Genomic DNA, 19,730 nt, shown 5'->3' with positions numbered 1-19,730 from the left:
ACGGCCGGGCGGCGCTCATCCTCGTGTCTCCGCGTCGTCGAAGGTCCGCTGACCGATGGGCACCGCAAAGCCGACCCGCTTGGGCAGCAGCGCACCGACCGGGCAGATGTGGGCGGCGCGGTCGGTCACAGCCAGCGCGCTGTCGCCCAGCCGGCCGCTGGCGCTGTTGATCAGCAGATGCGTGGCTATGCCGTGGCCGCCAATGGCGAAGACCTGTTTGCCATCGAGTTCGTCGCTGGCGCGCACGCAGAGCTGGCAGAGGATGCAGCGGTTGGGCTCGAACAGCACGTCGGGGTGGCTGGCATCGACCGGGCGTTCGGGGTTGAGGGTCTCGTAGTGCAGGTCGGTCATGCCGGCGCGTTCGGCCTGGTGCTGCAGCAGGCAGTGGCCGCTTTTTTCGCAACCGGGGCAGAAGTGATTGCCCTCGACGAAGAGCATCTGCAGCAGGTGCAGCCGCTGCGCGCGCAGGTCGGCGGTGTGGCATTCCACGCGCTGCCCCGCGGCAGCGGCCGTGGTGCAGGCGGCCGCGGGCCGGCCATCGACCCGCACCGTGCAGACCCGGCACGATGCGCTGGACGACACCTCGGGGTGCCAGCACAGGTGGGGCACCTCGTGGCCGGCGCGCTGCGCGGCCTGCAGGATGGTGTCGCCGGGCTGCAGGGGAACGGGCTGGCCGTCGAAGCTGAAACTGCTCATGGCTTGTGCTCCGTGTGCAGGTGGGCACCGGCGTCGGTGCGGCCGGTCACGCGCCGGGCCGCCGAAAGCTCGGCGTCGAGATCGAACTCGGGCTCGAACTGCGGCGTGGCCGTGCGCGACGCGTAGACCTCTCCGAAGTGGGCCAGCGTGTCGCGCAGCGGGTTGCAGGCCGAGCTGCCCAGGCCGCAGTGCGTGCCACTGTGCAGCAGGGCGTCGAGCTCGTGCAGGCGTTGCAGGTCGAAGGCCGAACCGCGACCGGCGCCACGTACCAGGGCGAGTTTGTCCAGCCGCCGCACCACCAGCTCGGTGCCCACGCGGCAGGGCGTGCAGAGTCCGCAGCTCTCGTGCGCGAAGAAGCGGGCGAAGTGGCGCGCCACCTCGAACAGGTCGCGCGATGGGTTGAACACCATGAAGGCGCCGGCGCTGGGCACGTCGTCGAAGGCGATGCGCCGGTGGAACCCCGAGACGGGCACGCAGGCGCCCGAGGGGCCGCCCACCTGCACCGCCTGGGCGTCCATGGCGCCGCAGTCGGCCAGGATCTGTGCGATCGGCGTGCCCAGCGGGTATTCGTAGAGACCCGGTCGCTCGCAGTCGCCCGACACCGAGTGGATCTTGGTGCCGGTGGACGACGCGGTGCCGATGCCGGCCCACCAGGCGCCGCCGCGCCGCGCGATGTGGGCCACGGCACAGAAGGTCTCGACGTTGTTGACCACGGTGGGGCGACCGAGGTAGCCGCGCTCCACCGGGAACGGCGGGCGGATGCGCGGCGTGCCGCGTCTGCCTTCGAGCGACTCGATCAGGGCCGACTCCTCGCCGCAGACGTAGGCCCCGGCGCCGAGGTGGATGCGAATGTCGAAATCAAACCCGGCCAGGCCGGCGGCGTTGGCGCCGAGCAACCCGCTGGCGCGGCGGCGCTCCAGCACGGTCTGCAGATGCGGCAGCAGGTAACGGTATTCGCCGCGCAGGTAGAGCCAGCCCTGCTGTGCGCCGATGGCGCGCGCCGCGATGGTCATGCCGTCGAACACGGCGTCGGCGTGCTCGCTGAGCAGCGCGCGGTCCTTGAAGGTTCCGGGCTCGCCTTCGTCGGCGTTGCAGACCACGCAGCGCAGCGGGCCACTAGTGCTGGTGTCGGCGTCTCGGCAAGCCTGCCATTTGCGTGCGGTCGGAAAGCCAGCGCCGCCGCGCCCGCGCAGGCCGGCGCGGGCCAATTCGTCAATCAGCGCCTGCGGTTCACGCGCGAGCACTTCGGGCAAGGTCGGCGCGTCCGCCGACAGCCCGCTCAGCAGCACATCGGCGCGGAGCACCTTGTTGTCCACATGAAACCAGTCGGCGGGCCACTGGTCCGCCGGCACCTCGGACAGCATGAGCGCGGCGAGCGCGTCCACCCGCGCGGTATCGAGCCGGGTGATGACCTGGTGGTGGTTGATCAGCAGCGCCGGGCCCTGGTCGCACAGACCGGTGCACGAGCAACGGTCCACGCTGAACCGGCCCTGGACATCGGGCTGGCCCGGCGCCACGCCCAGGCGCTCGCAGAGCCGGGACAACAGGGCTTCGCTGCCGAGCAAACGGTCGGTGATGTTGTCGGAGAACAGCACCCGCAGGCGACCCACGGGCCGGGTGTGGAAGAAGCGGTAGAACGTGGCCACCCCCTCGACCTGAGCCAGCGGCAGGTGCAAGGCTTGCGCGATGTGGGTCAACAAGGCGCGCGGCAACCAGTGGGTCAACGCCTGCGTTTCGCGCAACACCTGCACCAGCGCGTGTGGGTCGTGGCCCCAGCGGGCCAACGTCTCGTCAGCGAACGCCTGGTGATCTGTGCTCATGGCTTGTCCAGTCCGAAGCGTTGCATCTTGGACCTGAGACCCACTCGCGAGAGTCCGAGTTCCTGCGCCGCGCGGGTCTTGTTCCAGCGGTGGCGCAGCAGGGTTTCGCGCAACAGCATGGCCTCGATCACGTCCAGCCGTTCGCCCAGCGTGCCGCTCTGCGGGATGGCGGCGGTGAGGTCGTCGGCCGAGCCCGCGGCGCGGCCCTGCAGCACGCGGCTGGAGAAGGCCGCGGCGTCCAGCCGGGTACCGTCGTGCAGCGCGAGCGCGCGCGCGATCTCGTTGCGCAGCTCGCGGATGTTGCCCGGCCAGGGGTAGGCCACGAGGCAGGCCATGGCTTCATCGGGCAGGGTCGAGCCCGGGTGCCCCAGTTCGGCGGCCACGTCCAGAACCAGCTGGTGCGCGATGGGCGGGATGTCGGCCACGCGCTCGCGCAGGGGCGGCACGGTGATGGTGATGCCGGCAATGCGGTAGTACAGGTCTTCGCGGAACAGGCCGTCGCGCACGCGCTGTTCCAGCTGGCGGTGGGTGGCGGCGATCACGCGCACGTCCACCGGCACCGGGCGCGCGCCGCCCACGGGCCGCACCTCACCCTCCTGCAACACGCGCAGCAACTTCACCTGGAACGCCGGCGAGGTCTCGCCGATCTCGTCCAGAAACACCGTGCCGCCATTGGCGCGTTGGAACAGGCCGGGGTGGTCTTCATAGGCGCCGGTGAAGGCGCCGCGCTTGTGGCCGAAGAGTTCGGATTCGAGCAGCGAGTCGGGGATGGCGGCGCAGTTCTCCACCACGAAGGGGCCGGTCAGGCGCGGCGAGGCGTAGTGGATGGCGCGCGCCAGCAGCTCCTTGCCGGTGCCCGACTCGCCTAGCACCAGCACCGGGATGTCGTAGCGCGCGGTGCGTTCGGCCATGGCGCAGACAAGGTCCAACGGACTGCCCGGCGCGCGCACGATGCGGTCAAACCCGAAGCTGCTGCGCGCCTGCGCCATCTGTGTGGCGGTGCGCTGGCGCAGCACGCGGGTGCTGGTGCGCAGCTCCAGGTCGAGCCGGCTGGTCTGGCGCTGCAGGGCCTGGGCCTCCACCGCGTTGCGCACCGAGTCCAGCAGGTGGTCGGGCGCCCAGGGTTTGAGGATGTACTGGTAGATGCCGGCCTCGTTGATGCCAGCGATGATGTCTTCGGAATCGGTGTAGCCCGAGATCACGATGCGCACGGTCTCCGGCCACTGCTCGCGCACCTCTTTCAGAAAGGCCACACCGGTCATGCCGGGCATGCGCTGGTCGCACAGGATCACGCTCACCGGCTGGCGCTGCAGCAGGCCGCGCGCCTCCTCGGCGCTGCTGGCGGTGAACACCGTGAAATCCTCGTCCAGCGTGCGGCGCAGCGCGTCCAGCGAACGCACCTCGTCGTCCACCACGAGCACGGTGGGCAGGGCTTCGGGAAGGAGGGGAGGTGTCACGGCCGGTGCACCGCGAGGTGCCTCGGGGTCCACGCGTGCGGCTGCTTGTGCACAAAGTGGTGGCGCGCCACGTGGTAGCTGGGATCGAAACCGTAGAAGTTGCGGTGCATGCGCGCCAGTTCCTGTTCGCGGTAATGGGCCAGCGGTCGGCGGGCTTCGTCCTGCTCGCGCCGGGCCTGTTTGGCCGCCAGCTGCTCGGATCGATTGTAGGAGCCGGCCAGGGCCAGCGCGCGTTCCAGACACCGTGTTTCGAAGCCCTCGCGCGGCCCCGCATCGTTGTGGTCGATCAGGCCGATCTGCAGCGCTTCGGCCGCCAGCAGCGGCAGGCGCTGCGCCATCAGCGCCTTCGCGCCGGCCTCGCCCAGGCGGCGCGGCAGCAGGTAGGTCCAGTACTCGGAGCCGTAGAGGTTGCCCATGTTCTTGTAGTGCGGGTTGAGCACCACGCTGCCGTGCGCCCACACCTGATCGGCCGCGAGCGCGAGAAACGCACCGCCCGCGCCCGCGTTGCCGCGCAGCACGCTGACCGTGAGCCGGTCGGTGGTCTGCAGCACACCGAGCGCCACGTCGTTCATGGCCTGGATGTTGCGCCACGAGGCATCGGCCGCGCTGTCGCCCGGACGGTGCGCGGCGGCCTCGATGCTGTTGAGGTCGATGCCGTTGCTGAAGAAGCCTTCACCGCCCATCAGCAGCAACACCTGCGTGTCGCGCTCGCGCACCTGTTGCAGCGCGGCGCGCAGGCGCTCGCAGCGCGCGGTGGACATGGCGCCGTTGTAGAAGTCGAAGCTCAGGCAGCCCACGCGCGCGCCCTCGGGGCCGTGTTCGGTGTAGCGCAGCTCGCCCCATTCGTCGGGCGAACGCTCCAGCGGCACGGGGCGCTGCGGCAAGCCCGCCGCTTCGTCGGCGAACAGCTCGGCCGCCACCTGCTTGAAGCTGCCCTGCACGGGCGGTGTGCCGGGCGGGTCGGCACGGCGGGCCTGGCCGATCCAGACGCCGCCGCCCACGGTGCGGCGCAGCAGCGCGCCGTCGCGCACGGCCAGCAGGGCGCCGGGGTCGGCATCGCTGAACTCGGCCATGCTCGCGGCACTGGCCGGGTGGGCGTCGCCCAGGTAACAGGGCTGGCCCCAGAGCGCGTCGAGCACGCCGGGCTGACCGTCGCCGCTGCGAATCTTGGCGAGCACGGTGGCGGTGTTGTCCTCGGCCCAATCGATCGCGCGTTCGCTCTGGCGCAGCAGCGGCTGCCAGCGGATCACCGGCGCCCCGTCGGTCCACGCCAGGGCTTCGCGCTCGCCACCGGCGAAGCGCTGCACGGCCTCCAGCGTGGCCTGCAGCGCGGCCTGCGTGACTTCGCGCCGGTACAGGCTGCCCTTGGCGGCCCCGCGCATGGGAAATACCGCGTGCGCCCAGACCGGGCCGGCGTCGAAATCGCCATTGGCCTGCAGCACCGTGACGCCCCAGTGCGGCTCGCCGCGCCGGACCGCCCAGTCCAGCGCCGACGGCCCCTGGTCGCCCGGCGGGCCGGGGTGCACCACGAGGCAGGTCACGCGCTGCCACACCGTGGCCGGGATGCGACGCTTGAGGAACGGCGCCAGCACCAGGTCGGGCCGGAACAGGGCCACGGCCTCTTCGGTCACGCTGTCGGCGATGTCGAGCTCCACGCTCAGGGTGTGGCCCGCCGCGCGCAGCTCGGCGAACAGCCGCTGGGTGAGGCTGTTGAAGCTGTGGCAGAGCAGGAGGATGCGCAAAGGGTTCATCGGGTTTTCAGAGGGCGGGGCGCAGCGCCAGCAGCTCGCGCGCGGCCTGCTTGCGCCCCATGTAGATGGCGAGTTTGGACTCGATGCCGTCCAGTGCCGCATTGAACTCGCCCACGCTGCGCGCGGCCAACAGGGCCTGGGCGACCAACGGCGTGTCGGGTCCGAAGTGGTTGCCCAGATGGGCCAGGGCTTTGCGGCGCAGGGCGTCGAGGTTCAGGCTGGCGGGCGCCACTTGCGCGGGCGCAGCGGCCGGTGTCGGCGCGGCCAGCGGCGCCTCGCTCGCGTGTGGTGCCACGGGCGACAACGCGACGGTCGGCGGTGGTGAAGACAAGGCCGCAGGCGCAGCACGCGCCACCACCGGCTCGATCAGCCCCAGCGCCAGCAACGCATCCAGATGCCCCTGCAGCTGCGACAGACCACGCGCCATCAGGGCCGACACAGCATCACTGCCATTGACCATGATCAGCACGGTGCGCGTGGCGGGCGACAGCCCCGCCTGACGCCGGGCGATCTCGGCCTTGCCGCTTTCGGTCTTTCGAAACACCTGACTCGACATGCCCTGTCTCCTCGTCTCTTTTTTTATGGCCCCGCGAAAACAATCACTCGTCCAACATGCCCTCTCCGAAGCGCGTGCAGCGCCCCACCCAGGACACCGCCGGGCCGGCTTTGCCGGACGGCTGGTGTCGCCCCCTGGGGGGTGACGCCGCAGGCGGCGCGGGGATCAACAGATCCTTGGCAATTGTTCTCCGCTGAGCCAGTCCACCACCCGCCGCCCGCCGAAGCGCGTGGCCATCTGCACGAAGTGGTGCGGGTCGGCCGTCACTTCGCCGATGCGCGCCGCGTCCTGCCCCAGCGGGTGCGCGCGCATCGCGGCCAGCACCGTCTCGGCCGCTTCGGCCGCCACCACCGCGATCAGCTTGCCTTCGTTGGCCACGTAGAGCGGGTCCAGGCCCAGCAGCTCGCAGGCCGCGTCCACCTGCGGCTTCACGGGAATCGCGGCCTCCTGCAGCAGCAGGCCCACGCTCGACTGGCGCGCGACCTCGTTGAGCGTAGTGGCGAGGCCGCCGCGCGTGGGGTCGCGCAGCACACGCACCGCGCCCGGGGCGGCCGCGAGCATGGCGGCGACCAGGGTGTGCAGTGCGGCGGTGTCGCTCTCTATCGTGGTCTCGAAGGCCAGCGACTCGCGCTGCGACAGCACGGCCACGCCGTGGTCGCCGATGGTTCCAGAAAGCAGCACCACGTCGCCCGGCCGTGCGTTGCGGCCGCTGATGGACACGCCCGGCGCCAGCACGCCGACGCCGGTGGTGCTGATGAACACGCCGTCGCCCTTGCCTTTTTCCACCACCTTGGTGTCGCCGGTGACCACGGGAACACCGGCCTCGCGCGAGGCAGCAGCCATGGACTGCACGATGCGCTGCAGGTCGATCAGCGGGAAACCTTCTTCGATGATGAAGCTCGCGCTCAGGTACAGCGGCTTCGCGCCGCTCATGGCCACGTCGTTGACCGTGCCGTGTACCGAGAGGCAACCGATGTCCCCGCCGGGAAAGAACAGCGGCGAGATCACGTGGCCGTCGGTCGCCATCACCAGCCGCCCCTCGGCGGGGTCGAAGGCCGGCAGCGCCAGCACGGCGCCGTCGTCGCCCTGACGCAGGAATGGGTTGTCGAAGGCCGCGAGGAACAGCTCCTCGATCAGCTGCGCCGCGGCCTTGCCGCCCGCGCCGTGGCCCATGTCGATGCGGCCGTGTTTGATGTCGAGCGGGCGGATGTAGTTTTTCTTCACGGGCTTGGAGGCGGGCGCCTCGCCGGCACCGGCCTGGTCGTGTTCGGTTCTCATGGGCTGACCTCTTCGGTGTTGGCGGAGGTGGCGACGATGGGGATGTCGCGGAAGCGCCCGTAGGTGTAGTGCGCGGCGCAGGCGCCTTCGCTCGACACCATGCAGGAGCCGACCGGGTTTTCCGGCGTACAGACGGTGCCGAAGATCTTGCAGTCGGTCGGCTTTTTCACGCCACGCAGGATGGCGCCGCACTCGCAGGCCTTGTTGTCGGCCACGGGCGTGTAGCTCAGGTCGAAGCGGCGCTCGGCGTCGAAGGCGGCAAAGGCCTCGCGGATCTTGAGCGCGCTGTAGGGCACCTCGCCCAGGCCGCGCCACTCGAAGCTCGGTCGCAGCTCGAACACCTCGGACACCAGGGCCTGGGCCTTGAGGTTGCCCTCGGGCGTGACGGCGCGGGTGAACTCGTTTTCCACATGGGCGCGGCCTTGATTGACCTGGCGCACGAGCATCAGGATGGCCTGCATCACGTCCAGCGGCTCGAAGCCGGCGATCACCACCGGCTTGCGGTACTCCTCGGCGAAGTGGTCGTAGGGCGCGGAGCCGATCACGATGCTCACGTGCGCCGGGCCGATGAAGCCGTCGATGGGCACGGTGCCGAGCTGGCGCACCTCGGGCGATTCGAGGATGTGGGTGATGGCCGAGGGCGTGAGCACGTGGCAGCACAGCACGCTGAAGTTGGCCAGGCCCTCGCGCGCCGCGTCGCGGATGGCGAGCGCCGTGGGCGGCGTGGTGGTCTCGAAACCGATGGCGAAAAACACCACCTCGCGCTGCGGGTTGGCGCGCGCGATGGCCATGGCGTCGGCCGCGGAATAGACCATGCGGATGTCGCCGCCGCGTGCCTTGGCCTTGATGAGCGACAGGCTGTCGCTGGCGGGCACACGCATGGTGTCGCCGTAGGTGCAGACGATGGCGCCACGCTCCAGCGCGAGGCGGATCGCGAGGTCGATGCGGCCGATGGGCAGCACGCAGACCGGGCAGCCCGGGCCGTGGATCATGCGCACGTTGGGCGGCAGCAGCTCCAGCACGCCGTAGCGGCTGATGGCGTGCGTGTGGCCGCCGCAGAACTCCATGAAACTGTAGTTGCGGTCCGGGTGCGCTTCGGCGGCGATGCGCGCGCCGATCTGGCGGGCGAGGTCACCGTCGCGGAATTCGTCGATGTATTTCATGGCTGAACCTCCGCGCCTTCAAGCGCCTGCATCTCGGCAAACAAGGCCAGGGTCTTCTCAGCTTCCTCCGGGTCGATGACGCCGATGGCGTGGCCCACGTGCACGATCACGTAGTCGCCCACCTGCACGTCGGCCACCAGGGCGATGGAAATTTCCTTGCGGATGCCGCCGAGGTTCACCACAGCCTGGTCGTTGGGGCGCAACTCCACCAGGAGTGCGGGAATGGCTAGACACATGGTTCGGTTTCCTTTGTGGTCTGTTCTTGTGGGGCAGTCACGGCCAGCTGCTGGGCCGCGACCCAGGCCTGGCCGAGCGCGAGGCCGGCGTCGCCGCAGCCTTTGTCGATGGGTCGGTGCACGCGCAGGCTCGCGGCCTGCAGGCGCTCGGTCACACGCTCGCGCAGGATGCGGTTGAAAAAGCAGCCGCCGCCGAGGCAGACGTCGCGGCTGCCGCGCTCGCGTGCGGCCTGCGTGGCCCAGTCGGCCAGTGCGTCGGCCAGCGCAAGGTGGAAGCCCGTGGCGGCGGCGTCCACGCCATCGGCGCGGGCGTCGAACAGCGCGGGCATGAGGCCGCGCAGGTCGAGTCGGTTCTGGGCGTCGATGCGCGCGCCGGGCAGCGGGGCGGTCTCGGGGTGCTGGGCGAGCCAGCGCGCAGCAGCGGCTTCGAGCGCGATGGCGGCCTCGGCCTCGTCGGTCTGGCGCACGCTCAGACCCAGCGCGCCGGCGGCCGCGTCGAACCAGCGGCCGGTGCTGCTGGTGGTTGGGCAGTTCAGGTTTTTTACCAGCATCTGCTGCACACCCGTCGCCACGGCCTCGCTGACCTGCGGCGCGAAACGGGTGGTGATCTCATCGCCCCGGCCGAGCGCGTGCAAGGCGCTCGCCGCCATGCGCCAGGGTTCGCGCGCGGCGCGGTCGCCGCCGGGCAAAGCGAGTGGCGTCAGGTGGCCCAGGCGCTGCCACTGTGCGCCGTCCACCCAGAGCAGTTCGCCGCCCCAGGCCTGCCCGTCTGTGCCCAGGCCCACGCCGTCGAGCGCGAGGCCGATGACGGGGCCTTCGATGCGGTACTCGGCCACGACGGCAGCGATGTGCGCGTGGTGGTGCTGCACGCCGATGGCGGGCACACCGAGCGAGGCGGCGAGTTGCACCGCGAGCTGGGTGCTGAAGAAGTCGGGGTGCAGGTCGTGCGCGATGGCCTGCACCGGCGCACCGGCTGCGTCGGCCTGGGCCAGCAGCGCCTGCACCGATCGCTCCAGCGCCTCACAGGCCGCCGGGTCGCTGAGGTCGCCGTGCACCGGCGACCAGTGCGCGCGCCCATCCAGCACGAGGCAGGCCGCGTTCTTGAGCCAGGCGCCGACGGCGAGCACGGTGGTGGACATGGCGTCGGTTCCGTCAGGCGGCCGATCCGGTCGTCAGCGCGGCTTGCGCCTGCGCCAGCTCGGCTTCGAGCTGCTGCACACGCTGGCGCAGCGCGGCCTCCTCGGACACCGGTTCATCGTGGTGGTGATGATGTGCACCCATCGCGTGATCGAGCCAGTGCAACCAGGCGTCCATGCCCTCGCCCGTGGTGGCCGAGAGCTGCAGGATCTCGATCGTTGGGTTCACACGCCGCGCGAGCGCTATGCAGCGCGCCACGTCGAACTTCACGTGCGGCAGCAGGTCGATCTTGTTCAGGACCATGAGCTGCGAGGCCGCGAACATGTCGGGGTATTTGAGCGGCTTGTCTTCGCCCTCGGTGACCGAGAGGATGGCGACCTTGGCGGCTTCGCCCAGATCCCACACGGCGGGGCAGACGAGGTTGCCCACGTTCTCGATGAACAGCAGGCTGTGCCCGTCGTCGTGGTGGCCGTGATGGTGATCGTGGCTGTGGTGGTCGTGGCTGTGCAGTTGCGCGAAGGCCTCGCTCACCATGGGCGCGTCGAGGTGGCAACCCTTGCCGGTGTTGACCTGGATCGCGGGCGCACCGGTGGCGCGGATGCGGTCGGCGTCGAAGCTGGTCTGCTGGTCGCCCTCGATCACCGCCACATGCAGATCGGGCGCATGTTTTTTCAGCGCCTCGATGGTCGCGCACAGCAGCGTGGTCTTGCCCGAGCCCGGGCTGGACACGAGGTTGAGCGCGGTCACGCCGTGCGCTTCAAAGTGGGCCCGGTTCTGCAACGCCACGCGGTTGTTGGCGCCGAGGATGTCGGTCTCCAGCTTGATGGCGCGCGCCTGGCTCATGCCGGGCACCGAGACGCGGGCCGCGCCGGCACCGAAGTGCAAGTCGCCGTTGCCGGGGTTCACCTGCACCACGCCGGCCTCGCCCGCATGGGTTTGTACATGCCGGGCATGGGCCGGGCTGTTGTCACTGCATCCGCAAACGACACACATGGTCTGTCTCCTGGTTCACTCAATCATCACTGACTTGCATGTCAATCACCCGAAGCTCCTGACCACCGGTCGGCTGCAGTTGGTAGCCGCCGCAGGCCGGGCAAGTATCGCCGCGCTGGGCGATGGCCACGGTCTGGGCGCAACCCATGCACCAGGCCTGGCCGGGCGGTTCTTCGATCTGAATCTCTGCACCTTCAAGCACGGTCCCGGGCGCGAGACTCTCCAGCGCGAAACGCAGCGCGCGCACGTCCACGCCCGCGAGCTGGCCGGCTTCGAGCCGCAGCGACAGCAGACGCGAAAAACCTTCGCGCACGGCCGTGTCTTCGACCAGTTGCAACACACCGCCGGCGAGGCTGGCTTCATGCATGGTGCACCTCCTGAACAGCGGGCAACGTGTGCGTCACGTCAAACGGCACGCAGGGGTCGAACGCGGCCATGAGCAGGCGCACGCGGCGCGCGGCGTCTTCGGCGGGCCGACCCGCATCCAGCGCGGCGATGCGCTGCGCCACCTCACCCTGCGGATGGAAATTCCATTCGGTGGGCGCGAGCACACGGCAGGCGGCCACACGTGCCGGCGCATCGCCCACGGGCGCATCGATCTCCACCTGGTGCACCAGCAGGCCACGCGCCATTTCCACCCACGCCAGACCTTGGCGCTCACCGGTGGTCAGCGCCCCAAACGACAACCAGCCCGCGCCGCTCTGGCCCGGTGCGTCGGGTTGGCACAGGCGCACCAGCTCGGCGATGCGGCCGCCCAGCAGCGCCCAGGGCGTGAGCGGCAGGCCAACGGGTTGGTCGTTCAGGCGTGTCCAGCTGCCGGTGTGCGCGCTGGCGCCCTGCCAATGCGGTTGCAGACAGAAGCCGGCCTCTTCCGCCATGGCGGCGGACAGGGTGCGGACATCCGAAGCCCCGGCGTGGACACGCAGCGCGTTGGCGGGTCTCAGCGGTCCCGCGCTGTCGGCCTCTCGCGCGGCGCGCAGCAGCGCGGGCAGCCAGCCCGCGTGGCGGCGGCTCCAGTCGTGCAACCAGTCGGCGCCACAGGCCTGCCAGGCGCGAAGCCAGGTGGCGGCCGGCATCTGCAGCAGCTGATCTTGCAGCCAGGTCAGCGTGTCGGGCCAAGGGTCGGCCACGGCGGTGGCAGCGGGCGCGAGCAGCGGGCAGGATTTCAGCGCGGCCTGTGCCTGGGCGGCCCACGGCCCCTGCGCGTCGGCGGCCAGCAGGCGCGGCCAGTCCAGGCCGATGCGGCGGATGTGTTCCTGCGCGGTCTCGGTGCGCAGTCGCTGCGCCACCTGCTGCGGCGCGGGCATCAGGCCGGGCGCGGCGGCGTCGATGGCGAGCATCGAACACAGGCGGTGCGCGTGGCCGCAGAGGTTGAACAGGCTGGCCATCAGGCCGGGCAAGGCGCTCACCGCCTGACCGCGGGCCAGGCGCGGCGCCCAGTCGGGGCGGCTGCTGTGCAGGGCCAGCGGCAGCGGCGCGCCCGGCGCCACGCGCAGGCAGCCGGCCAGCGAGGTGGTCATTGGCTCCACCCCACGGGTTGCGGTGCGGGCCCCCGTCGGAACGGTCGTGCGGGTGCTCATGCCGCCGCTCCCGCGTCTGGCCGGCGCGCCATGAAGAAGGCGCGACGCGCGGGCAGCGGCTCGGTCGCGATGGGCGCCACCGCCTCGGCTTCGGGCCGGGGACGGACCAGCGCCAGCGACGCCAGCGCGGTTTCGCGCGCCAGGTCCTGGCTGGTGAAACCGTTCATGGGTGAAAACAGCGCGCAGGTCTCGTGGTAGCCGATGGCGGGGTCGTGCGCGCCGATGAAATCGAAGCGCTCGCTGCCGAAATCGCGCACCGCCTTGCGCCCCACGCGGTTGCCGTGGGGCCCGTTCACCGCAGGCAGGCGCAACAGGCTCATGAACCAGGGGGTGATGAGCACGCCTTCGGCCACGGGTTCGGCACCCTCTTCTCCTTCGGTCCACTCGAAGCCCACGGCTTCGACATGCAGCGCTGGGTTGAGCAAGGGGATGCCCTGCATGCGCTCGGTCTGCACGTGGCGGTAGAAGTCCACCAGGGTTTGCACGCGCGCGGCCAGCGGGTTGGATGTGGTGGTGTCCATGTGGGCGAGCGGGCTCATGGCTGTTGTCCCTCGTGCGGTGCGCGATGGGTGACACCGGCCGCTGGGTTGGCGGGCCCCTCACCCCAGCCCTCTCCCCAGAGGGGCGAGGGAGTGAAGCCCCCTCTCCCGCTCGCGGGAGAGGGTTGGGGTGAGGGCCGTTGACCGCAACGGCGCAGGGTGTGAGCCATGTCCATCATTCCAGCATCAGGAACTGCTCGGCATCGCCGTCGCAGTTCGGACAGCGCCAGTGCGCGGGCAGATCGGCGAAGGGGGTGCCGGGGGCGATCTGCCACTGCGGGTCGCCGAGCGCCGGGTCGTAGACCCACCAGCAGATCTTGCATTCGAGGCGCGAGCCGGGTTTGAGCACGTCCCGGTTGCCCAGGTACGAGCCTTCAAAGCCCTCGGAACCTTTGGGGCGACCGGCGCTCACCCGATCCGGCGCCGGGCCGCCCCAAGCCGGATCAGCCCCCTCGGGGGGCAGCGACCCGCGCAGCGGTGGAGCGTGGGGGCTCATGCTTGTTCGAGATAGGTCATCACGTCGAGCAGGCGCTCGTGCGAATCGCGCAGGTCTTCGGGCGCGGCCATGGCCACCTCGGGCATGTCCACCACCTCGACCGTGTTGAGGATCACCTTGTCCATCGAGTTGTAATACACCACGCGCCAGCAGTTCGGCAAGCGCGTGTTGGAGATGCGGCAGTTGCCATAGCCGCGCGAGAGCATGAGCACGCGGCCGGTGCCCAGGTGGTGGTCGAGGAAGCCGATGTCTTCGGGCGTGACCGGCAGCAGCGTGAGGTTGACCACGTGCGACACCTGGCCGGGTTTCCATCCGGCGACCTGGTCGCGGATCTCTTCCACCAGCAGGGGCGCGTTCTGCACGTTGGGCGGCAGCGGACCGGCCCAATGCGGCATGGCACCCTGGGGCCACACGTCGTCGACCGCGATGGCGCGCAGCAGCGCCGGCACCGGGCCGACCTCGATCACGTCGTCGATCAGCGTGCGCTCGCCGTCCACGGTGCGGAAGGTGATGAGGCGCCACACGCCCGCGAGCACCGACTCCTGGATGCGCACTTCGAGCGCACCGTCTTCCTCGCGCACCAGAGCGCTGGCCTCGCCCTCACCCATGATCTGGTTGACCAGGCGCAGGTCGGCGGCGGGCAGCGCGGTCAGCGACACCTGGCCGCCGGGGCCACGCTCGGCCGTCCGGTCCAGCAGCGCCAGCACCTGGCCCAGCACCGCGCGGGCGGCGTCGCGGCCGGCCAGCTCTTCGGGCTCGGGCAGCACCGGCGGGCGGTAGGTGTCCATGTCTTTGGGCATGGGCAGGTAGTCCAGCGACTCGTCTTCGGACTGGGTGCCCGGGCCGAGGGCGACGAGGGGAATGGGGAAGTCTTTCATGGGGTGTCCTTGGTGGTCTGGCGGTTCAATGGCAGCCGCTGTCGCTGGCCGTGGCACCCTGGCTCACCACGGGGATGCCGATGGTGGGCGGGCGCGAGGGTGGCATGGCGAGCGCGGCGGCGACGCCGTTCAGGTACACGTCCCAGTCCTGCATGCCGGCGATGGCGGTGACGTACTGGCCGTCGCGGAAGAACAGCAGCGTGGGCCAGCGTTGCGAGCCGTAGCGTCGCGCCACCGCGTCCTCGTGGTCGCGCGGCACCACCGCGATCTGGAAGCGGTTCGGGAAACTTTTCATCAGCTCGGGCAACACGGCCGCGACGTCCTGGCCTTCGGGGAAACGCACCGGGTCGCCGGCCAGCAACACGACGCGGTCGCCGCCGCCCGCGCTCCACGCGGCCACGGTGGTTTCATCCACCCAGGCGGCACCGAAGTCGCGCGCCAGGCGCATCACCAGCGGTGGCGCGGGGTTGGTGTCGGGCACGGGCAGCGCAAAGGCGCGGCTGGGGGTTTCTGTGGCGGTGTTCATGGGGTCTCCTGTGTGTTTGTCCGGTTGAATGTCAGTGCTGTCCAGAGAGCTGCTTCAGCTGCTCGGCGGTCATCTGTGAGGGCAGCACAAAGCCCGCGTCGCCGCTGGCATCAAAGCCCTGCATGGCGCCGAGCACGAGGTCCAGTGCGCTGTTGACTTCCGTCGCTCGGTCGGCCGTGATGCGTTCGCGCGCATCGCCCAGGAACACCAGCAACCAGTCGCCAGCCTCCAGCGGGCCGACCAGCGCGGTGCTGACGCGGCGGCGCTCGCCACGGCCTTCGCACCAGGCGTGGCCGGGCTCAGTGGCGGTGACTTGCATGGGCATGCCAATGCACATATCAAAGGTCCTTGGGGAAAAAGCGTTCGTCGCCTTCGCGGCAGGCTTGCTCAGGGGCCGGGCGCTGCGTTTCATAGGCGGTCAGCGCGAGCTCATCCATGGTCACCGCCTCGCGCTCGCCCAGCGGCGTGCGGCGCGGTGCGGGCTCACCGCCCCAGCGCGCAATCTGGTCCACGCCCAGCGCCAGTGCCTCTTCCATCGCGGCCTTCACCACCGGGCGCAGGCTGCCGCCGTAGTCCTCCAGCTCCTGCGGCTGGCAGCCGATCAGCAGCACATGGGCCGGGTACTTGCCCGTGAGCTGCGCGAGCGAGAGCACTTCCTGGAAACCGGTCTGGTGCAGGCTCATCTTCTTGGCGCCCATGAAGCGCGGCACGGCATCGTCGCGCACCTGTTTCAGGGTGCCGGGTTCGAGGCCGTAGTCGATGGCGTCGAAGATCAGCAGCGCGTCGGCCGCCTGCACATGCTGGATCAGGTACAGACCCTGGGTGCCGCCGTCGATGAGCGACACGTGTTCGGCGAACTCGAAGCGGCGTTGCAGCGCTTCGATGCAGCGCACGCCAAAACCTTCGTCGGCCCAGAGCAGGTTGCCGATGCCGAGCACCACGATGGTCTGCGGCCGGGCGGGGGTGTCACCACCGGGGTGACAGGTGGATTCGGACGGATGGGCGCTCATGGTGGGTGGTCCCGAAAAACTCAAAGGGAAGAAGGGGTGACCGAGCTGGAACAGAAGCGCTTCCAGGCGTGGAAGCTGTCCCAGGCGGCCTGGTGCGCGAGCCAGAAACCGGCGTCGATGCCGAACTGGCGCGCGCAACGGATGGCGGTGTCGGGCGACATGGCCCGCTGGCCATGCACCAGCTCGTGCAAGCGTCGGCGCGAGAGGCCCAGCACCCGCGCCGCCTCGCTTTGGCTCAGCCCCAGCGGCGCCAGGCAGGTGTGCGCCAGCAGCCGCCCCGGGTGCATGGGCGTGCGCACCGGCACGCCCCGCGGGGGGATGGTCCAGCTGGCGGCGACCGGCTTCATGGTGCTCAGTCCTTGAACGTTCTACGGCCGGAGATCATGGTCGACACGATCGACTGGCGGCCCATGATGTCTTCGCGGATCGCGGCGTAGATGTGCAGCGTGATGAACATGATCAGCGCCCACATGCCCATGCGGTGCCAGGTGTGCACGTCCTGGCTCTGGCCGAACAGCGGGATCACCCAGCCAAACATCCGTTCCTGCCACGAGCCCATCTGCGAGCCTTCGCCATACAGCGCAAAGCCGGTGATCACCATGAAGATCGAGAGCATCAGGAAGCCCGCGAACATGGCCAGACGCGCCAGCGGGTTGTGGCCCACGTAACGGCCCGGCCGCGGGATCAGGAAGGCGTACCACTTGAACATGGTGAGCACCTCTTTCCAGTAGGCCTTCTGGAAGATCGGCACCCAGAAGATTTCGCGCGCGTGGTGGTTGCCCACCAGCGCCCAGTAAGCGCGACCGATCAGGCCCACGGCCAGCAGGTAGCCCGCCGTGAAGTGCGCGAAGCGGATGTAGCCCATGAGGTAGTGCGCGCTGGCCTCGCCCGGCATGGTGGGCAGCGGCTGACCGATGAAATAGCCGGTGAGGGCCAGCACGGTGATGGACGCCGCGTTGATCCAGTGCCAGAGGCGCACGGGCGCTTCGTACACATAGACCGATCGGGTGGCCTGGCCGTGTGAGACGGCGCTCTCGTCGATGCCGGTGACATCGGCGAGGCGTTCGGGGGACGTGGTGGACATGGTGGCCTCCAAATAACGGTTGCCGTTGATCGGGGTGGCCGTCAGGCCGTCAACTGACCGAAGAGCACCAGGCCGGATGCGCCCAGCACCGCGCCCAGGCCACCCAGTGCCCAGCCGCTGCGCTCGGCCAGCGCTCGGCGGATGCCGAGGCCCGCGAACACGCCGCCGATGTGCAGCGCGGCCGTGGTCAGCAAAAAGCCCGCGGCGTAGCCCGCGAAGCCCGTGGCCGGTGTTTCAGCGCCGTGGGCCAGGCCGTGCAGCGAAGCCGCCGCGGCCACCAGCCCCAGGCCGAGGGCGGCCGGCATCGGCTGGCGGGCCAGCACCAGCATGGCGCCGAACAGCAGCACCGACAGCGCCACGCCCTGCTCCAGGAACGGCAGGCTCACGCCGGCTGCGCCCAACGATGCGCTGATGACCAGCGCCAGCAAAAACGTGGCCGGGCCTTGCCAGGCCTTGCCTTTCGGCAGGGCACAGACCGACCACACGCCCACGGCCACCATGGCCAGCAGGTGGTCCAGGCCGAAGGGGTGAGCCAGGCCTTCCATGAGGCTGGTGGCGCCGTGGCCCGGGTGGGCCTGGGCCACACCGGCCAGACCGGTCAGCAGCGCGGCGGTAGTCAAACGGCGGATGTATTTCGATTGCATGTGTTTCTCCTCGTTGTGGGGTTCAGCGCACAGTGACTCTGCTCATCTCCTGCCCGTCTTCGCTCATCACGTGGGTGGAGCAAGCCAGACAGGGGTCGAAGCTGTGCAGCGTGCGCAGGATCTCCAGCGGCTGCTCGGGGTTGACCATGGGCGTGTTCATGAGCGAGGCCTCGAAGGCGCCGATCTGGCCCTTGGTGTCGCGCGGCGAACCGTTCCAGGTGGTGGGCACCACGCACTGGTAGTTCTCGATCTTGCCGTCCTTGATCTTGATCCAGTGGCCCAGCATGCCGCGCGGTGCGGCGACCGTGCCCACGCCCTTGGCCTCCTTGGGCCAGGTGGACGGGTCCCATTTGTCGGCGTTGACGGTGCTGGTGTCGCCGGCCTTGATGTTGCCGATCAATTGCTTGAAGTCGTCCATCATCATCTCGCCGCAGTACTGGCCTTCCAGCGCGCGCGCCAGGGTGCGGCCGATGGTGGTGGGCAGCAGCTGCTTGAGCGTGAAGTTGGTTTCCGGCAGGCCGAGGGCTTTGGGGATCGCGCTGTTGATCGCCACCGCCGCGCCGTCCACCTGCTCCTTCACACGTTGGCAATGTTTGTTGCCCTGCATCGCGTGGGCATAGCCCAGGATGTAGCGCGACAGCGGGCCGACCTCGACCGCGTGGCCGCGCCAGCGCGGGCTCTTGATCCACGAGTACTTGGCGGACTCGTCCAGGTTCTCGATCTGGGTGCGCGTGCCCTTGAAGTTGGGGCCTTCGGGGTGGTAGTTGGCTTCGGTGACGCCGTCCCAGGGGTGCAGGCCCTTGGTTTCGTCGCCGTACTTGTACCAGCTGTGGCTCACGAATTCCTGCACCTGCTCGGGGTCGCGCGGGTCGATGGCGTGGATCTTGTCCCAGTTGCCGTCGAGGATCACGCCGCCGGGCAGTTGCTGCGTTGTGGCGTCATAGGGCACCTTCTCGTAGGTGCCGTAGTCGGCCACGTTGGTGGCGCTCAAGCCGCCGCCGTACAGCCAGCCGGCGTTCTTGTAGATGGTGCCGATGGCCAGCACGTCCGGGATGTAGACGTTGTTGTTGAAGTCGATCATTTCCTGGATGCGGGCCTGCACGAAGTTCAGCCGCTCCATGTTGATCGGGGCGCCGGCGGCGCCGTTGCCGTCGAGGTTGATGGCGCAGGGCACGCCGCCCACCAGGTAGTTGGGGTGCGGGTTCTTGCCACCGAAGATGGTGTGCACCTTGACCCACTCTTTCTGCAGGTCCAGCGCTTCGAGGTAGTGCGTCACGGCCATCAGGTTGGCCTCGGGCGGCAGCACATAGGCCTTGCTGCCCCAATAGCCGTTGGCGAAGGGGCCGAGCTGGCCGCTCTCGACGAACTTCTTCAGGCGGTTCTGCACGTCGCGGAAGTAGCCGGGCGAGCTCAGCGGGTGCGCGGGCGACACCAGTTGCTGCAGCTCGCTGGTCTTCTTCGGGTCGGCCTGCAGGCAGGACACGACATCGACCCAGTCGAGCGCGTGCAGGTGGTAGAAGTGCACCGCGTGGTCGTGCACCTGCAGCGTCTTGGCCATCATCTCGCGGATCAGGTGGGCGTTCAGCGGGATGCGGATGCCCAGCGCATCTTCCACCGCGCGCACGCTGGTGAGCGCGTGGCAGCCGGTGCACACGCCGCAGATGCGTTCCACAAAGGCCCAGGCGTCGCGCGGGTCGCGGCCTTTCAGGATCACTTCCAGACCGCGCCACATGGTGCCGGTGGAGACCGCGTTGCGGATGACGTTGTTGCTGTCGAGGTTGACCTCGCAGCGCATGTGGCCCTCGATGCGCGTGACCGGGTCGACGACGATGCGCCGGCCGGTGTTGTCCATCTTGAAGCCCTGTGTTTCGTAAGCACCCATGGTG

22 protein-coding genes are annotated in these 19,730 nt (G+C 69.7%); all 22 read right to left on the bottom strand.

Translation table 11 applies throughout. From position 1 onward, the window contains the following. Positions 1-15 precede the first annotated feature (15 nt). The 22 genes from AC07YZ_RS21545 to AC07YZ_RS21440 all read right to left on the bottom strand — a co-directional run bounded on the left by AC07YZ_RS21545 (position 16) and on the right by AC07YZ_RS21440 (position 19,726). Positions 16-696: a 2Fe-2S iron-sulfur cluster-binding protein gene (locus tag AC07YZ_RS21545; protein ID WP_494796284.1), complete on the bottom strand. Its 681-nt coding sequence runs from the start codon at positions 694-696 to the stop codon at positions 16-18. After that, entirely contained in the window at positions 693-2,516 is a 1,824-nt protein-coding gene (locus AC07YZ_RS21540; protein ID WP_494796283.1) for an NAD(P)H-dependent oxidoreductase subunit E, read from the bottom strand. The genes AC07YZ_RS21545 and AC07YZ_RS21540 overlap by 4 nt, the downstream gene beginning before the upstream one ends. Then, positions 2,513-3,973: a sigma-54-dependent transcriptional regulator gene (locus AC07YZ_RS21535; protein ID WP_494796282.1), complete on the bottom strand. Its 1,461-nt coding sequence runs from the start codon at positions 3,971-3,973 to the stop codon at positions 2,513-2,515. The genes AC07YZ_RS21540 and AC07YZ_RS21535 overlap by 4 nt, the downstream gene beginning before the upstream one ends. Next, the gene (locus AC07YZ_RS21530) at positions 3,970-5,724 is read right to left on the bottom strand and encodes an enoyl-CoA hydratase-related protein (protein ID WP_494796281.1); all 1,755 of its coding nucleotides are present in this window, start codon (positions 5,722-5,724) and stop codon (positions 3,970-3,972) included. Before AC07YZ_RS21530 ends, AC07YZ_RS21535 begins: the two co-directional genes overlap by 4 nt. A gap of 7 nt (positions 5,725-5,731) precedes the next feature. After that, positions 5,732-6,280 carry a hypothetical protein gene (locus AC07YZ_RS21525; protein ID WP_494796280.1) on the bottom strand — a complete coding sequence of 183 codons (549 nt, stop codon included), beginning with the start codon at positions 6,278-6,280 and terminating at the stop codon, positions 5,732-5,734. A 165-nt stretch (positions 6,281-6,445) separates the two neighbouring features. Continuing rightward, on the bottom strand, positions 6,446-7,558 hold the full coding sequence (hypE, locus tag AC07YZ_RS21520; protein ID WP_494796279.1) for a hydrogenase expression/formation protein HypE: 1,113 nt from the start codon (positions 7,556-7,558) through the stop codon (positions 6,446-6,448). Then, positions 7,555-8,721 carry a hydrogenase formation protein HypD gene (gene hypD / locus AC07YZ_RS21515; protein WP_494796278.1) on the bottom strand — a complete coding sequence of 389 codons (1,167 nt, stop codon included), beginning with the start codon at positions 8,719-8,721 and terminating at the stop codon, positions 7,555-7,557. The genes hypE and hypD overlap by 4 nt, the downstream gene beginning before the upstream one ends. Next, complete coding sequence (locus AC07YZ_RS21510; protein ID WP_068169892.1) at positions 8,718-8,957, bottom strand: HypC/HybG/HupF family hydrogenase formation chaperone; 240 nt, start codon at positions 8,955-8,957, stop codon at positions 8,718-8,720. The genes hypD and AC07YZ_RS21510 overlap by 4 nt, the downstream gene beginning before the upstream one ends. After that, a complete protein-coding gene (locus tag AC07YZ_RS21505; protein WP_494796277.1) occupies positions 8,948-10,096 on the bottom strand; it encodes a Kae1-like domain-containing protein in 1,149 nt (382 codons plus the stop codon). Before AC07YZ_RS21505 ends, AC07YZ_RS21510 begins: the two co-directional genes overlap by 10 nt. Positions 10,097-10,109: 13 nt before the next feature. Then, positions 10,110-11,087, bottom strand: coding sequence for a hydrogenase nickel incorporation protein HypB (gene hypB, locus AC07YZ_RS21500; protein WP_494796276.1), 978 nt, complete (start codon positions 11,085-11,087; stop codon positions 10,110-10,112). A 19-nt stretch (positions 11,088-11,106) separates the two neighbouring features. Then, entirely contained in the window at positions 11,107-11,454 is a 348-nt protein-coding gene (locus tag AC07YZ_RS21495) for a hydrogenase maturation nickel metallochaperone HypA/HybF (protein WP_494796275.1), read from the bottom strand. After that, positions 11,447-12,667, bottom strand: coding sequence for a hypothetical protein (locus tag AC07YZ_RS21490; protein WP_494796274.1), 1,221 nt, complete (start codon positions 12,665-12,667; stop codon positions 11,447-11,449). Before AC07YZ_RS21490 ends, AC07YZ_RS21495 begins: the two co-directional genes overlap by 8 nt. Beyond that, complete coding sequence (gene hybE / locus AC07YZ_RS21485) at positions 12,664-13,206, bottom strand: [NiFe]-hydrogenase assembly chaperone HybE (protein WP_494796273.1); 543 nt, start codon at positions 13,204-13,206, stop codon at positions 12,664-12,666. The genes AC07YZ_RS21490 and hybE overlap by 4 nt, the downstream gene beginning before the upstream one ends. A 175-nt stretch (positions 13,207-13,381) precedes the next feature. Continuing rightward, positions 13,382-13,618 carry a rubredoxin gene (locus AC07YZ_RS21480; RefSeq protein WP_494796331.1) on the bottom strand — a complete coding sequence of 79 codons (237 nt, stop codon included), beginning with the start codon at positions 13,616-13,618 and terminating at the stop codon, positions 13,382-13,384. 80 nt (positions 13,619-13,698) lie between these two features. Further along, positions 13,699-14,580, bottom strand: a complete 882-nt coding sequence (locus AC07YZ_RS21475; RefSeq protein WP_494796272.1) for a hydrogenase expression/formation protein — start codon at positions 14,578-14,580, stop codon at positions 13,699-13,701. Positions 14,581-14,605: 25 nt separating this feature from the next. Further along, entirely contained in the window at positions 14,606-15,106 is a 501-nt protein-coding gene (locus tag AC07YZ_RS21470) for a hydrogenase (RefSeq protein WP_494796271.1), read from the bottom strand. A 31-nt stretch (positions 15,107-15,137) separates the two neighbouring features. Then, a complete protein-coding gene (locus tag AC07YZ_RS21465) occupies positions 15,138-15,431 on the bottom strand; it encodes a HypC/HybG/HupF family hydrogenase formation chaperone (RefSeq protein ID WP_494796270.1) in 294 nt (97 codons plus the stop codon). Positions 15,432-15,444: 13 nt separating this feature from the next. Continuing rightward, entirely contained in the window at positions 15,445-16,116 is a 672-nt protein-coding gene (locus AC07YZ_RS21460; protein ID WP_494796269.1) for a HyaD/HybD family hydrogenase maturation endopeptidase, read from the bottom strand. A gap of 20 nt (positions 16,117-16,136) precedes the next feature. Then, positions 16,137-16,463: a HigA family addiction module antitoxin gene (locus tag AC07YZ_RS21455; RefSeq protein WP_226490911.1), complete on the bottom strand. Its 327-nt coding sequence runs from the start codon at positions 16,461-16,463 to the stop codon at positions 16,137-16,139. Between the two features lie 5 nt (positions 16,464-16,468). Continuing rightward, positions 16,469-17,200 (bottom strand): Ni/Fe-hydrogenase, b-type cytochrome subunit, encoded by a 732-nt coding sequence (gene cybH / locus AC07YZ_RS21450; protein ID WP_226490910.1) that lies wholly within the window; start codon positions 17,198-17,200, stop codon positions 16,469-16,471. A 41-nt stretch (positions 17,201-17,241) separates the two neighbouring features. Then, entirely contained in the window at positions 17,242-17,844 is a 603-nt protein-coding gene (locus tag AC07YZ_RS21445) for a HupE/UreJ family protein (protein ID WP_494796268.1), read from the bottom strand. 22 nt (positions 17,845-17,866) lie between these two features. Next, positions 17,867-19,726 (bottom strand): nickel-dependent hydrogenase large subunit, encoded by a 1,860-nt coding sequence (locus tag AC07YZ_RS21440; protein WP_494796267.1) that lies wholly within the window; start codon positions 19,724-19,726, stop codon positions 17,867-17,869. Positions 19,727-19,730 lie beyond the last annotated feature (4 nt).

Source organism: Hydrogenophaga sp. GW101-3F08 (genome assembly GCF_059424585.1).
This window is presented reverse-complemented; position numbering and strand designations above follow the sequence as displayed.

Coding starts and splice junctions, on each gene's coding strand:
- AC07YZ_RS21475 (WP_494796272.1), bottom strand. CDS start 14,580: ATGAAAGACTTCCCCATTCCCCTCGTCGCCCTCGGCCCGGGCACCCAG.
- AC07YZ_RS21495 (WP_494796275.1), bottom strand. CDS start 11,454: ATGCATGAAGCCAGCCTCGCCGGCGGTGTGTTGCAACTGGTCGAAGAC.
- AC07YZ_RS21455 (WP_226490911.1), bottom strand. CDS start 16,463: ATGAAGCCGGTCGCCGCCAGCTGGACCATCCCCCCGCGGGGCGTGCCG.
- hybE (WP_494796273.1), bottom strand. CDS start 13,206: ATGAGCCCGCTCGCCCACATGGACACCACCACATCCAACCCGCTGGCC.
- AC07YZ_RS21530 (WP_494796281.1), bottom strand. CDS start 5,724: ATGAACCCTTTGCGCATCCTCCTGCTCTGCCACAGCTTCAACAGCCTC.
- hypE (WP_494796279.1), bottom strand. CDS start 7,558: ATGAGAACCGAACACGACCAGGCCGGTGCCGGCGAGGCGCCCGCCTCC.
- AC07YZ_RS21465 (WP_494796270.1), bottom strand. CDS start 15,431: ATGCCCATGCAAGTCACCGCCACTGAGCCCGGCCACGCCTGGTGCGAA.
- AC07YZ_RS21445 (WP_494796268.1), bottom strand. CDS start 17,844: ATGCAATCGAAATACATCCGCCGTTTGACTACCGCCGCGCTGCTGACC.
- AC07YZ_RS21525 (WP_494796280.1), bottom strand. CDS start 6,280: ATGTCGAGTCAGGTGTTTCGAAAGACCGAAAGCGGCAAGGCCGAGATC.
- AC07YZ_RS21540 (WP_494796283.1), bottom strand. CDS start 2,516: ATGAGCACAGATCACCAGGCGTTCGCTGACGAGACGTTGGCCCGCTGG.
- AC07YZ_RS21460 (WP_494796269.1), bottom strand. CDS start 16,116: ATGAGCGCCCATCCGTCCGAATCCACCTGTCACCCCGGTGGTGACACC.
- hypB (WP_494796276.1), bottom strand. CDS start 11,087: ATGTGTGTCGTTTGCGGATGCAGTGACAACAGCCCGGCCCATGCCCGG.
- AC07YZ_RS21505 (WP_494796277.1), bottom strand. CDS start 10,096: ATGTCCACCACCGTGCTCGCCGTCGGCGCCTGGCTCAAGAACGCGGCC.
- AC07YZ_RS21510 (WP_068169892.1), bottom strand. CDS start 8,957: ATGTGTCTAGCCATTCCCGCACTCCTGGTGGAGTTGCGCCCCAACGAC.
- AC07YZ_RS21545 (WP_494796284.1), bottom strand. CDS start 696: ATGAGCAGTTTCAGCTTCGACGGCCAGCCCGTTCCCCTGCAGCCCGGC.
- AC07YZ_RS21470 (WP_494796271.1), bottom strand. CDS start 15,106: ATGAACACCGCCACAGAAACCCCCAGCCGCGCCTTTGCGCTGCCCGTG.
- AC07YZ_RS21490 (WP_494796274.1), bottom strand. CDS start 12,667: ATGAGCACCCGCACGACCGTTCCGACGGGGGCCCGCACCGCAACCCGT.
- AC07YZ_RS21440 (WP_494796267.1), bottom strand. CDS start 19,726: ATGGGTGCTTACGAAACACAGGGCTTCAAGATGGACAACACCGGCCGG.
- cybH (WP_226490910.1), bottom strand. CDS start 17,200: ATGTCCACCACGTCCCCCGAACGCCTCGCCGATGTCACCGGCATCGAC.
- hypD (WP_494796278.1), bottom strand. CDS start 8,721: ATGAAATACATCGACGAATTCCGCGACGGTGACCTCGCCCGCCAGATC.